We start from the raw sequence: 12,507 nt of genomic DNA, 5'->3' as shown, positions 1-12,507 counted from the left end.
AGCAAAGACTACGAGGAACGAACCGATAACAGCGAAGCCATGATCCTCGTCTGCATGATTCACCGTATGTTACGCCACCTAAAGCCAGCAGAACTGGCCGGCGGCTGGGATAAATAGCTTTTCAAACACGTTCTTAGACATTCGTCATTCGTCATTCACTATGTACGACTCGATCATCATCGGCGCAGGCATGTCCGGCTTGGCCGCCGGGATTCGTCTGGCCCATTTCGGCCAGCGCGTCTGCATGTTGGAGCGGCACTACGCGGTCGGCGGGCTGAACTCGTATTATCGCCTGGGGCGGCGGAACTACGACGTTGGCCTGCACGCCGTGACCAACTTTCGCCCGAAGGGGGACAAGCGCGGTCCGCTGGCTCGGCTGCTGCGCCAATTGCGTTTCGCCTGGGAGGATTTTGCGCTCGCCCCGCAGGTCGGTTCGCGGATCGCCTTTCCCGGCGTGTCGCTCGATTTCAACAACGATGCGGCCCTCTTGGAGACCGAGGTCGCCGCGAAGTTTCCCAAGCAAATCGACAATTTCCGCCGCATGCAGGCGGAGATTCTCGATTATGACGGCATCGAGTCCCCGCAGGCACGAGCCTCGGCCCGCGAGATTGTCGGCCGGACGATTAGCGATCCGCTGCTGATCGAGATGCTCTTTTGCCCGATCATGCTCTATGGCAGCGCGAGCGAGCGCGATATGGAATTCGGCCAGTTCAGCATTCTGTTCCGCAGTATTTTTCAGGAAGGGTTGGCGCGGCCGTTCTCGGGCATCCGCATGATCCTCAAGAAGCTCGTGCAGCGGTTCAAACTGCTCGGCGGCGAGCTGCGGCTGCGGGCCGGCGTGCAGCGGATCACGGTCGAAGGAGGGGAAGTGCGGGAGATCGTCTTGGACGACGGTTCGGCTCTTTCCGCCCGCAAGATTCTTTCCTCGGCCGGCTGGTGCGAAACGATGCGGCTGTGCGATGTGCCCAATGCGATTCAGCCGCAGGAGAGCGGGCAGCTTTCATTCGTCGAATCGGTTTCGACGCTCAACGTGCAACCGCGCGACATCGGCTACCGCCAGACGATGGTCTTCTTCAACGACAGCGACCGCTTCGCCTGGCAACTGCCGGAGGAACTGGCCGATGTGCATAGCGGAGTGGTTTGCTCGCCGAACAACTTTTCTTACGACGGGGCGGATTGCATCGGCGAAGGAACGATGCGGCTGACGGCGCTGGCGAATTTCGGCCGCTGGAATTCGCTTGGAGAATCCGAGTATCGCGAGGAAAAGCAGCGCTGGTATGAGAGGATGGTGGCCTCGGCGATCCGCTTCATTCCCGATTTCCGCCCGCACGTCGTCGACGTCGACGTCTTCACGCCCAAAACCATTCGCCGCTTCACCGGCCACGACAACGGCGCCGTCTACGGCGCACCGAAGAAACGCTACGACGGCACTACGCCGCTCAAGAACCTCTTCATCTGCGGAACCGATCAGGGCCTCGTCGGCATCATCGGCGCCCTCATCAGCGGCATCACGATGGCGAACAAGCATCTGCTCGGCGGCGGCGAATAGCCGGCGGGCCGCGCGCAGCGTGCGTCAGGCGCGCTCGGACGGTTGACCCGCGATTAGTTGTACAATGGCGAGGGCCAAACTCTCTACCAGCGCCGGCAAATGAAGCTCCGACTCAAGCGAATGATTAACGGCCAAGAAGATAGCCTTGAATACTCTTACCGCGTTTTCGCGTCCGAAAAACGCGACAATGATTATGAATCCGGCGCCCGTTCGAACGGTAAGAAGCGAGGATTCTGGACAAGATTGTTTGGCGGTTGGTGAGAGGACCAACCAGAAAGTCCGATGGGAAGCAGTATTCCGGCGTCGATCGACATCCGCAGCGGGCGGGTTCCGGCATAATCGCGGTGGAGCGCGCTTCGGGCGCTGAATAGAAATTGGCATTCGCTGGCAGATTGAATTTCACACTCCCGGCTGGCCGCATCGCTGCGTATCAGTGTATATTTGATGGTATGGAGAATCTCCCATGAATCGCGTCATTGTCCGATCAAAAGTCGATGCTGACGGTGTGCTTCGCGTGGCCGTTCCCGTCGGCGCGGATGCAGCCGACCGCGAAGTGCAAGTCACGATAGAGCCTCTCGCCGCGCCGCGCATGACGCAGGACGAGTGGCAGGAATTTATTCGCTCGACGGCCGGTAGCATTGCGGATCCGACCTTCGTTCGCCATCCGCAAGGTTCTCATGCCCCGTGACTTTCTTCAAGGCGTTCGCGACGAGTACGATTGCATCGTCATCGGCAGCGGGCTGGCGGGGTTGACGGCGGCGAATACGCTGGCTCGCGGCGGCCGGAGTGTGCTGTTGCTCGAGCAGCATTACAAGCTCGGTGGCATGGCCACTTGGTTTCGCCGCCCTGGCGGGCATATCTTCGACATCTCGCTGCACGGCTTTCCGATCGGCATGATCAAAAGCTGCCGGCGGTATTGGACGCGCGAAATCGCCGATTCGATCGTGCAGCTTAAGAACATCCGGTTCGACAACCCGATGTTTCAGCTCTCGACGACCTTCGATCGCGAGGATTTCACGCGGCTGTTGACCGAACGGTTCGCCGTGCCGGCCGAGCGCGTCGCGGCGTTTTTCGACGCGGTGCGCGGGATGAATTTCTATGACGACCAATCGCTCACCGTCGGCGAGTTGTTCGAGCGGTTTTTCCCCGGCCGCGAGGACGTGATCCGCCTGCTCATGGAGCCGATCACCTATGCCAACGGCTCGACGCTCGAAGACCCGGCCATCTCCTATGGTATCGTGTTCTCGAACTTCATGTCGAAAGGAGTCTATACGTTTGAGGGAGGGACCGACCGGCTCATCACGCTGATGTACGAAGAGCTGCTCAAGAGCGGCGTCGACGTGCGGATTCGCTGCGACGTCGAGAAGGTCCACGTCAACGGCGGGCACGTCGACGGGGTGACGGTCAATGGGCGGCGGATCAACGCGCGGTCGGTCGTCTCTAATTCGAACCTCAAGGCAACGGTCTTCAATCTCGTCGGGCCGGAGCATTTCGACCGCGAGTTTGTCGATCAAGCCGCGGCCGTGCGGCTCAACAACTCAAGCTGCCAGGTCTACATGGCGCTCAAGCCCGGCGAAATGATCGACGAAAGCTGCGGCGATCTGCTATTCAGTTCGGCGGCCCCGCTCTTCCGCACGGAGCTGCTCTTGAGCCGCGACGTCACCAGCCGCACATTCTCGTTTTACTATCCTCGGACGCGGCCGGGGAGCAACCGCTGCCTCGTCGTTTCCAGCACGAACGCCAATTACGACGATTGGGCGAAGCTCGGCCCGGAGGAATACGAGGCGAGCAAGAACGATCTGGTCGAGACGACGCTCGATTGCCTGGGAAAATACATTCCCGATATCCGCACGAAGCTCGATCATGCCGAGGCGTCGACTCCGGTCACGTTCCAGCATTACACGAAGCACATGCAGGGCGCGAGCTTCGGCACGAAATTCGAGGGACTGGCCGTCAGCCGCGGCATTCCACAGCAGATCGCCGGCCTTTATCATGCGGGGAGCGTGGGGATCATCATGTCCGGCTGGCTGGGGGCGATGAACTACGGAGTGATCGTCGCCAACGACGTCGATTCGCTGTTGATGAAGGCAACGTCAGCCGCGTCGCTCGGCGCTCCCCTGTCGGGTCGCGGCTAAACGCGCGCACTTTCGTCCTTTGTCCATTGTCCTTCATCCCTTGAAGATTTGTCGCATGACGTTGAGCGAAATACACGCCGCCATCCCGCATCGGGAGCCGTTCCTGCTGATCGACGAGATCGTCTCGCGCACCGACAAGCAGATCGTCTGCCGCAAGCGGTTCACCGGCGAGGAGTTCTTTTTCGCGGGGCATTATCCTAAGTTTCCGCTTGTGCCGGGCGTGCTACTCTGCGAAGCCGCAATGCAGGCGGGCGCCGTGCTCTTGGCGGGGATGCTCCCGCCCGACGAGAGTTCCATTCCCGTCGCCACGCGGATGAATGATGTGCGATTCAAACGCCCCGTGCGACCTGACGAACTCATCGAGATTGAAGTGGAGTTGGTCGAGCGCCTTGCCGACGCGTTTTTCTTCAAAGCAAAAGTCACCTGCGAAAGCAAAATGGCCGTTCGCCTCGACTTCGCCTGCACCCTGCTGCCGCGAGATTCGCTCACGGCAACCTGACTTGTTTATTGGAGACCAGGAAGCCACGAGGATGCAGGCGGAAATAGACGGAAATCAACGGAAATATAGACAAGGCGGTATCCTGCGGGAAAACGCTTTTTCTGCTTATAATTCGCGAGCATTCCCGTTCATTTCCGGCCAATTCTTTCGTATTCCTGCTTTCCTGTTCTCCTCATAAAAACTCGTTATCGCGTGGCTTCAAGACATGGACTTCCTGCAACTGGCCGGTAAATCGGTGCTTGTGTTTGGCGTGGCCAATCGCAAGAGCGTGGCATGGCATATTGGACAGGTGCTCACTGCGGCTGGGGCGAAGGTGGTCTACGTCGTCCGGACGACCGAGCGGCGCGAGAGCGTCACGAAGCTGGTGGGCGACGCGCCAGTCTTCATTTGCGATGTCGAATTCGAGGAGCAGATTCTGCGGCTGCGTGAAGCACTGGCGGCGGCGAACTTCTGCTTTCACGGACTTGTGCATTCGATCGCCTTCGCCGACTACGAAACCGCGCCAGATTCCAAGGGTCCGCCGCCGTTTCACGAAACGCCGAAGCAAGCTTTCTTGCGATCCGTCGATATCTCGTGCTATTCGCTGATCGCGCTATGCAATTCTCTCAAGGACCTCCTCGATCCCGACGGCGCCGTGGTCGCGATCTCGATTTCGACGACCCGGATGGCCAGCGAAAACTACGGCTACATGGCCCCGATCAAGGCGGCCCTCGATTCGTCGCTCGCGTTTCTGGCCAAATCATTCAGCCGCTTCTCGCGAATCCGCTTCAACGCCGTCGCTCCGGGCTTGCTCAAGACATCCGCCTCAGCCGGCATCCCCGGCTACGTCGAGTCGTATCTCTACGCCGAGCAGGTCACGCTCCGCAAACGGGCCGTCGAGACGGAAGAAGTTGCCCGCGCCGCCGCGTTCCTCCTCAGCCCGGCCTCAAGTGGCATCAACGCTCAACAAATCATCGTCGATGCCGGCATGTCGGTAAACTATTTCGACCGCGACCTGATCCGGCGAGCGATGCGGCCGGAAGAGGAGACCAGATGAGGGTTTCTCATCCGGAACTATCGTACCGGGGTGACTCGACTTAGGTAGATCGCCAAGAACTGCGATCCGACAAAAGCCGGCACGATCAACTCATTCGTGAAATTCAGTGTAGCAACCAATGGTGCTGCCGGGGCTTGCGGCCAGATCGCCACACAAATCCACACGGACGCTGGAATCGCGGCGATCAGGGCTAGGACGGCGGCGGCGGTGAGCATCGTGCGCCGTGGCCAACCTGACCTGCAAGCGAAAACTGCAGCGATCGGGATGGAGACTACCGCGAGGTAGAGAGCCGACCGGTACCCGAGGAAACTTAACTCTGCGCCGTTGAGGAAAATGGTTGCAATCGCCAACGCCGCCGCGGTAAGTAGCACCAAGCCGACCAAAATGGCCTGCGTGCGCTGATCGGGCGAGAGCGCGCGACGGCCGAGCTTGTCAGTGAACAGCAGCAGATTGAACAGCGGCGCACCAAGCCAAGTCAGCAGGGCGAACGCGCCATAGACAATCAAAAAGGGCAGGCAATACGGCGCAGCTCCGGGATGGTCTTCCGAATAGGAAGCCAGAATCCGCTGCAATACGAACGCGCCCACGATAATGCCCCAACGGGCTCGAGGGCTCATCCGCGACATGAACAAGAAGTATCGCAACAACCAGCGGTAGACGATATTTCGTGACTTGAGCGATTCGACGATCCCCGCCCGGCTCCATTCCATGCTCGGGTTGAAGGTGAGCGCTTCGCGAAAATGATCCAGGGCCTGTTCCTGTTTGCCGCTCTCGAGCATCGACCAACCGACGTTGGCGTGGGTCAGTGCGTCTTCGGGATTGCGAGCCAGAGCGGCATCGAGGGTCTCTCCTGCTTCGGCGCGTCGCCCGAGCTTGATGAGTGCGATCGCCCGCAGGTTGTTGCAGCGCGTGTGCTCGGGGTCGATCGCCAGCCCCATCTCGCTCGCCGCCAGCATGGCCGGCCAATCTTCCTGCGCGTAGCGGACTCGCGCCATCGTGCCGAACGTTTCGACGTCGGAAGGATCCAAGGCAACGGCCTGTTCGACGGCCGCGGCCGCAGCGGCATACTTGTGGCGGTCGGCCAAAACAATCCCCAGCACGCGATGCGATGCCGCGCGATCGGGCGCTAGTCCGACTGCCGTGCGGGCCTCGGCCTCGGCATTTTCGAAGTTTTTGGTCTGAGAAAGGCAATAAGCCAGCAGACTGTGCAGTTCGGAATCCTGACTATCCTGGGCCAAAGCCAGGCGCAACTCGGCCTCAGCCATATCCCATCGCGATTGACCGATCAGAACGCGGGCCCGAAGTAGCGATGGATTCATTTGAGCTTCAAGTAAGCGAGGATGTCGTCGTAAAGACCGTTCTGGTTCGAGTACAACGCGTAGTTCTTCGCGGTCGCGAACCAATCTTTGGTGGAGGGCTTGATGTTGTGGGCGGCCGAAGCCAGGTCTTTCGTCGTCAGCGGACGGGGCACGCCGTCGCTCATGGCCTGCTGTAGTTTGGCCTCGATCGCCACGTCGACCACCGATTTCAAATCCGCGCCCGAAAACCCGCTGGTCTTGCGGGCAAGCTGCGCGAAGTCGGGGCGCTCGAGCGGTTTGTTCTTGCAAAGGATGCGCAGGATTTCGGCACGGGCCGGCTCGTCAGGCGGCGGCACGAACACGATCCGGTCGAACCGCCCCGGCCGACGGAAGGCCGAATCCATTTGCCAGGGAGCGTTGGTCGCCGCCAGAATCAGCAGACCGTCGTTCGACGAATTGATGCCGTCCAACTCGGCGAGGAATTGGTTCACCAAGTGCCGCGCCCCGCTATGCCGCAGATCGGACCGGCTCGCTCCGAGCGCATCAACCTCGTCGAAGAACAAAACGCAAGGCGTGCTGCCTCTGGCCTGCTCGAAGATGGCGTTCAGGTTCTTCTCGCTGTTGCCGATCCACATATCGAGCACGTCGTTGATGCCGATTGCCAGGAAAGTCGCGGAGATTTCCCCGGCCGTGGCCCGCGCGAGATGCGTCTTTCCGCAGCCGGGCGGCCCGTACAGCAGAATCCCGCCGCCGATCGCCTTGCCATACGCGCGGTACAGGTCCGGGTGGCGGAGAGGGTGAATGATCTTCAGCCGAATCTGCTCCTTGACCGATTCCATCCCGCCCACGTCAGCGAAGCCGGACTTCGGTCGTTCGAGCGTTACGTCCGGTGCCGACTCCGGGGGCGCCCACGACGCCCGCTGGCGGCCCTGCTCGTCCACATCGTCCTGATACGACGCAGCCGGCGCGTCATCGACCCCCAACCGTTCGGCCAGCTCCCGATCCGATAGCTTCGGATCGAGTTCGAGCGCCCGACGATACATGCTCGCGGCGCGGCGTTCGTCACCGGCGCCGGCCAGCAGCCGCGCATACAGAATGAATGCCTCACCGGGCGCATCGACGGATTTGATAACGTCTTCCACGATGACCAAGGCGTGCGAATTCTTCCCCTGCTGGAAATACGTGTTGGCCAGACCGAGCTTGCAGGCCTGATGGTCGGGCGCAGCGGCCAGCGCCCGCCGGTACTCCGTCTCAGCTTCATCGTATCTGCCAAGGCCAACCAAGGTGCTCGCCAAATGTTGCCGCAAGGGGAGATTGTCGGGCGAGACCGCGAGCGCCTCGCGAAGCGCATCGACTGTTGCCTGACCATCCATCGACAACCTCACCTGAAAAGCCGCTGTAGAGGCAGCGAGAATCCCGGCAAGATTTCCGGAAACGTCAGGTCTTGGTCGCTGGTCAACGTCACCGCCGCGCGGTCCGAGTAGTGGACAATGACCGTTTCGTCTGTCGGCTCGACCACGCAGACGGCCAACACCCCAGCGTTCAAGTATTCAGTGACTTTTTCAAGCATCAGCTTTGCGCGATCGCTCGGGGACCGAACCTCGAAGACAATCTCTGGTGCAATTTCAGCATAGGCGGCTGGATCGGCCCCCTTTGGAATGCGCTGATAGCTAAAGAATGCCACGTCAGGCCCGCGTACGGAATCCGGCCCGCGTTCCGTGATTACGCCGGCGTTACTGATCATCGTCCCCAGTTCGCGTTCGTCAACGAAGTTACCCACCAGCCGATCGATCCGGCTGCACAACTTTCCATGTCGATAATACGGCACATTCATCATGACGATTCGCCCTCGAGCCAACTCATTCAGTTGGCCGTTATCTGGCAGCAGCAAGAATTCTTCAGCCGTAAATAGCGTTTCGGTTGTAGCCATCGGGTATCAGCTTCAATAGCCGCCACGAAAAAGTTAGGGCCGTTGATTGCGAAGCCCCTCGCCCCCGGCCCCTCTCCCGCAAGGGGAGAAGGGAGACGAAGATTGCGCCGCGTCGTGTCCGGTTCACCGCATTCAATCCATTCTAATTCAAGCTCACGGTCACCGTCTTGGTTTCCGTATAGGCGTCCAGCCCGCGTTCGCCCAACTCGCGGCCGAGGCCGGACATTTTGAAGCCGCCGAAGGGGGCGGCGGCGTCGAATACGTCGTAGCAGTTGATCCAGACCGTACCGGCCTTGATCTTCGCCGCCAAATGATGGGCCTTGGCGATGTCGCGGGTCCAAACAGCCGCGGCCAGCCCGTAAAATGTGCTGTTCGCCCGCTCGACGATCTCGTCGACGTGCTTGAACTTGAGGACTGAGAGCACTGGGCCGAAGATCTCGTCCTGGGCGATCTTCATCTCGTCGCTCACGTTGTCGAAGATCGTCGGCTTGATGAAGTAGCCGCGGCTGCCGTGGCGCTCGCCGCCGGTGAGGCACGTGGCCCCCTCGTTCTTGCCGACGCCGATGTAGTGCATGATCTTTTCAAACTGGGCCTTATCGACCTGCGGACCTTGCTCGGTCTCGGGGTCGAACGGATCGCCGAGCTTGCGTCCCTTGTTCATCGCGACCAGCTTCTCGACGAACTTATCGTGGACCTTTTCCTCGACGAACAGTCGGCTCCCCGCGCAGCAGCACTGGCCTTGGTTGAGAAAGATTCCGAAGTGCGATCCGATCGCGGCCGCTTCCAGATCGGCATCCGCGAAGACAATGTTCGGGCTCTTGCCGCCAAGTTCAAACGTAAGCCGCTTGAGGGTGGTCGCGGCGTCGCGCATGATGATCTGGGCGGTCTTGTATTCGCCGGTGAACGCCACCTTATCGACTCCCTTGTGCCGAACGATGGCCGCGCCGGCCGTCTCGCCAAAGCCAGGAATCACGTTGATCACGCCGTCGGGAATGCCGGCCTTCTGGGCCAGCCGCGCTAGGCGGAGGCACGTGAGCGGAGTCTGCTCGGCCGGCTTCATCACGGTCGTGCAGCCGGCGGCCAGGGCGGGGCCCCATTTCCAGGCCGCCATCAACATCGGAAAATTCCAGGGAATAATTTGACCGACCACCCCGACCGGCTCGCGCCGCGTGTAGGTGAAGTAATTGCCGCGCACGGGGATCGTCTGGCCGTGGATTTTATCGGCGTAGCCGGCGTAATATCGCAGCACATCGAGCACAAGCGGCACATCGCCCGTGCGGGCCTCGCGAATCGGCTTGCCGTTGTCGAGAGTTTCGAGCGCCGCCAGTTCCTCGGCCTCGTCCTCGATCAGGTCAGCCAGTTTGTGCATCAGGCGGCCGCGCTCGCGGGCGTCCATTTTGCTCCACGGGCCATGTTCGAGAGCCTCGCGGGCCGCATCGACGGCTAGATCGACGTCGGCCGCGTCCCCTTCGGCCACCTGCGCGATGACCTCTTCGGTCGCGGGGTTAATCGTCTCAAAAGTCTTGCCGCTGGCGGCCGGAAGCCATTTGCCGCCGACGAAGCATTGGGTCTGATGAATCTTGGGCTGACGCACCGCTTCAGTGATCGTGGCCATCGAACACCTCCTTGGGTGAGAATCCGCGAACGCGTTGCAAACTGAATTGGAGTGACGAGTTAAAATGACACGGCGGCGGGTTTCTGCACCGTGCCAACATAACGAATTCTAATGCCGTCACCTGCCAGACGGCAAGCACGCGAGGTGCGACCAAACCTGGGCTTGCAATCCCGGCTGCCAACTCTAACATGGAGGGGTCAATCCTGCCCACTGGGCGCATTGCCCGGCGAACATTCCGCGGTTTTCTTCCCTACCACGAGGAGGCCTCACCATGAGACGAGCTACGATCACTGCCTGCTTGACCGTTGCCATCGGAATCCTGACCGCCGGAATCTTTTCAACCTCGGCAGTCGCTGCAGAATTCCGAAGTGGCCCGCAAGTCGGCGATTTGGTCGGCGCGTTTCAAGTGGTGAAGGCCGCCGGAGCGGTGGACGACGGCGTTTCGGTCGGCGATGAGCTTTGCTATCGCTGCCGGATGGGGAACCGCCCGGTGGTGATGGTCTTCGCCCGCTCGGCGGACGATTCGCTGGCCGGCCTGGTCAAGCAGCTCGACGAAGTGGTCGCCGCCAACAAAGAAAAGAAAATGGGCTCGTTTGTGAGCCTCCTAGGCGACAAGCCGGAGGAACTCAAGTCGGTGGCCAAATCATTCGTGGCCAAGAACAAGATCGAAAACATCCCCTTCGTCGTTCCGGAAGAGAACCAAACCGGCCCGAGCGAATACAGTATTAATCCGAAGGCCGACGTCACAGTGCTCATCTATCGCGAAGGCAAAGTGGCCGCCAGCCACGCCCTAGCCGCCGGCGGACTCAACGACGATGAGATCAAGAAGATCCTCGCGGATACGAGCAAGGTTCTGCACGATTGAGGCTTGCTCGATGTAGGTCAGGCGTCCTCGCCTGACGGTCGTCCAATCCGGCACAGTCAGGCGAGGACGCCTGACCTACGAAGCTACGAATCTGAACGCTTAAGACTCACGCGACTCATCAGCAGCGTGACGCGTTGAGGCGTCGCAGGCCGAGGGCCGACAATCCCGCGATCGCCGTGGCCAGCAAAGTGATCGTGGAAGGTTCCGGGACGGCGCTGTCGCCGAGCGCTGCCGTCCCCGACATCGGCGTGTTCGAGGACATAATGCTGTCGTAGGGATTCGATGCGCTGGCAAGACTGGCCGGGTCGAAGCTTGGCAATCCGGGCGTTGGATTTAGGTTCGGAATTCCATCGAGCGCCATTCCACCGGCATCGGCGCTGGAAGCGCCTTCGGCTAGCGGCTCACCGTTGTCATCGGAAGCGGCGATCGTGACCCTGGTGGGATTGCCGGATGCGCCGCCGATCACGAGAGCCCCGGCGATGATGGAGTCGGCGGTCAGGCTCGTCCCGGCGTTGACTTGCACGTTTCCGGAACCGCTGATCGCGCCGACCTGCTGGTTGCCGGCGGAGATCAAAAGGCCGGCCGCGGCCGTGCTAGTGTTTGAAATCGCAACTCGATCGGCGGTAGGGGAAGCCACGCCCAAAGCCGAAATGGAACTGGCGAGTTCCAGGGTGCCTGCGCCGGAGATCGAGGCCGTGGCCCCGGTGCCGACGCTTGCAGCGCCTGTGACATTGATCCGTAGCTTCCCTCCGCTAACCTTCAGCGAACTGTTGTTGCCGATCGACAGACTGCCGTCGAATTCGAGCGTGCCGGCTTGCACATCAACCGTGCCAGTATTTGCGAAGGGGATGTTGATCGTCGTCATGCCCGTGCCGACGGAACGGGTGAAGGTGCCCGAGTTGTTGAAGGTGCCAGACGTCCCGTTGGGAGAGATAGTATTGCTGTAGTTGGCCGCCCAACCGGCATCGAATGTGCCCGAGTTGTTGATTGTCGCTCCGTTATAAACATAGAGGAGTCCGGCCGTCGTGCCGGTGAACGTGGCGCTGCCCCCGTTGTTAAGCGTTCTCGTGTCGAGGAAGTTTGGATAGCCGTCGATCGACAGACCGCCGTTGGCGTTGGTGATGCCCGTGCCGGACATTGTCCCTGCTGACAATTCGAGCGGCGCCGTCGCGGTGAGCGTGCCGGCGCCGTTGAGGACGCCGGCGCCGCCGAGCATGGTGGTCACTTGCAGGGTGCCGCCGCCGCTGTAGGTAACCGCAGAGCCCGTGACGCTCACCGTACCAGAGACGATGGTCGTTCCCGGACCGCTGAGGCTGGAACCGGCGGCCAGCGTTGTTCCAGTGCCGCCGAAATTGAGCGTCGCACCCGACGCTACTTGAAACGAACCGGTTTCGGTCCCACCGCCGTTTAGCGCGAGCGCGCCGGCTTGGACGGTGACGATGTGAGAGTTATTGAAGGGGATGTTGATCGTCGTCATGCCCGTGCCGACGGAACGGGTGAAGGTGCCCGAGTTGTTGAAGGTGCCAGACGTCCCGTTGGGAGAGATAGTATTGCTGTAGTTGGCCGCCCAACCGGCATCG

The 12,507-nt window shown here is 60.7% G+C and carries 11 protein-coding genes; 6 read left to right on the top strand and 5 right to left on the bottom strand.

Annotated features, from left to right (window positions below; genetic code table 11):
• The first annotated feature begins 160 nt into the window (after positions 1 to 160).
• The 5 genes from VGY55_01990 (at position 161) to VGY55_01970 (ending at position 5,219) form a co-directional block, all read left to right on the top strand.
• The gene (locus VGY55_01990) at positions 161 to 1,549 is read left to right on the top strand and encodes an NAD(P)/FAD-dependent oxidoreductase (protein ID HEV2968728.1); all 1,389 of its coding nucleotides are present in this window, start codon (positions 161 to 163) and stop codon (positions 1,547 to 1,549) included.
• Between the two features lie 463 nt (positions 1,550 to 2,012).
• Positions 2,013 to 2,237, top strand: a complete 225-nt coding sequence (locus VGY55_01985) for a hypothetical protein (GenBank protein ID HEV2968727.1) — start codon at positions 2,013 to 2,015, stop codon at positions 2,235 to 2,237.
• Positions 2,227 to 3,684: an FAD-dependent oxidoreductase gene (locus VGY55_01980; GenBank protein HEV2968726.1), complete on the top strand. Its 1,458-nt coding sequence runs from the start codon at positions 2,227 to 2,229 to the stop codon at positions 3,682 to 3,684. The genes VGY55_01985 and VGY55_01980 overlap by 11 nt, the downstream gene beginning before the upstream one ends.
• A gap of 55 nt (positions 3,685 to 3,739) precedes the next feature.
• On the top strand, positions 3,740 to 4,183 hold the full coding sequence (locus tag VGY55_01975; protein ID HEV2968725.1) for a 3-hydroxyacyl-ACP dehydratase FabZ family protein: 444 nt from the start codon (positions 3,740 to 3,742) through the stop codon (positions 4,181 to 4,183).
• A gap of 205 nt (positions 4,184 to 4,388) precedes the next feature.
• Positions 4,389 to 5,219, top strand: a complete 831-nt coding sequence (locus tag VGY55_01970) for an SDR family oxidoreductase (GenBank protein HEV2968724.1) — start codon at positions 4,389 to 4,391, stop codon at positions 5,217 to 5,219.
• 17 nt (positions 5,220 to 5,236) lie between these two features.
• Here VGY55_01970 and VGY55_01965 read toward each other — a convergent pair whose 3' ends face one another.
• From VGY55_01965 to VGY55_01950, 4 genes are all read right to left on the bottom strand, one after another.
• Positions 5,237 to 6,538 carry a tetratricopeptide repeat protein gene (locus VGY55_01965; protein HEV2968723.1) on the bottom strand — a complete coding sequence of 434 codons (1,302 nt, stop codon included), beginning with the start codon at positions 6,536 to 6,538 and terminating at the stop codon, positions 5,237 to 5,239.
• Positions 6,535 to 7,890: an AAA family ATPase gene (locus tag VGY55_01960; GenBank protein ID HEV2968722.1), complete on the bottom strand. Its 1,356-nt coding sequence runs from the start codon at positions 7,888 to 7,890 to the stop codon at positions 6,535 to 6,537. The genes VGY55_01965 and VGY55_01960 overlap by 4 nt, the downstream gene beginning before the upstream one ends.
• 8 nt (positions 7,891 to 7,898) lie before the next feature.
• On the bottom strand, positions 7,899 to 8,447 hold the full coding sequence (locus VGY55_01955) for a Uma2 family endonuclease (GenBank protein ID HEV2968721.1): 549 nt from the start codon (positions 8,445 to 8,447) through the stop codon (positions 7,899 to 7,901).
• 142 nt (positions 8,448 to 8,589) lie between these two features.
• Positions 8,590 to 10,062, bottom strand: coding sequence for an aldehyde dehydrogenase family protein (locus tag VGY55_01950; GenBank protein ID HEV2968720.1), 1,473 nt, complete (start codon positions 10,060 to 10,062; stop codon positions 8,590 to 8,592).
• Positions 10,063 to 10,333: 271 nt separating this feature from the next.
• Here VGY55_01950 and VGY55_01945 point away from each other — a divergent pair, with 271 nt between their 5' ends.
• A complete protein-coding gene (locus VGY55_01945; GenBank protein HEV2968719.1) occupies positions 10,334 to 10,927 on the top strand; it encodes a hypothetical protein in 594 nt (197 codons plus the stop codon).
• Positions 10,928 to 11,045: 118 nt separating this feature from the next.
• Here VGY55_01945 and VGY55_01940 read toward each other — a convergent pair.
• On the bottom strand, positions 11,046 to 12,507 hold a 1,462-nt coding region (locus VGY55_01940; protein HEV2968718.1), incomplete at its 5' end, for a PEP-CTERM sorting domain-containing protein.

The organism is Pirellulales bacterium, assembly GCA_035939775.1.
Classification (GTDB): Bacteria; Planctomycetota; Planctomycetia; order Pirellulales; family DATAWG01; genus DASZFO01.
The sequence above is the reverse complement of the archived record's forward strand: the minus strand, read 5'-3'. Positions and strand labels throughout refer to the sequence as shown.

Excerpts from the sequence above, each read along its gene's own strand:
- VGY55_01990 (HEV2968728.1), top strand. The coding sequence starts at position 161 with ATGTACGACTCGATCATCATCGGCGCAGGCATGTCCGGCTTGGCCGCC.
- VGY55_01970 (HEV2968724.1), top strand. The coding sequence starts at position 4,389 with ATGGACTTCCTGCAACTGGCCGGTAAATCGGTGCTTGTGTTTGGCGTG.
- VGY55_01985 (HEV2968727.1), top strand. The coding sequence starts at position 2,013 with ATGAATCGCGTCATTGTCCGATCAAAAGTCGATGCTGACGGTGTGCTT.
- VGY55_01965 (HEV2968723.1), bottom strand. The coding sequence starts at position 6,538 with ATGAATCCATCGCTACTTCGGGCCCGCGTTCTGATCGGTCAATCGCGA.
- VGY55_01945 (HEV2968719.1), top strand. The coding sequence starts at position 10,334 with ATGAGACGAGCTACGATCACTGCCTGCTTGACCGTTGCCATCGGAATC.
- VGY55_01960 (HEV2968722.1), bottom strand. The coding sequence starts at position 7,890 with ATGGATGGTCAGGCAACAGTCGATGCGCTTCGCGAGGCGCTCGCGGTC.
- VGY55_01950 (HEV2968720.1), bottom strand. The coding sequence starts at position 10,062 with ATGGCCACGATCACTGAAGCGGTGCGTCAGCCCAAGATTCATCAGACC.
- VGY55_01975 (HEV2968725.1), top strand. The coding sequence starts at position 3,740 with ATGACGTTGAGCGAAATACACGCCGCCATCCCGCATCGGGAGCCGTTC.
- VGY55_01980 (HEV2968726.1), top strand. The coding sequence starts at position 2,227 with ATGCCCCGTGACTTTCTTCAAGGCGTTCGCGACGAGTACGATTGCATC.
- VGY55_01955 (HEV2968721.1), bottom strand. The coding sequence starts at position 8,447 with ATGGCTACAACCGAAACGCTATTTACGGCTGAAGAATTCTTGCTGCTG.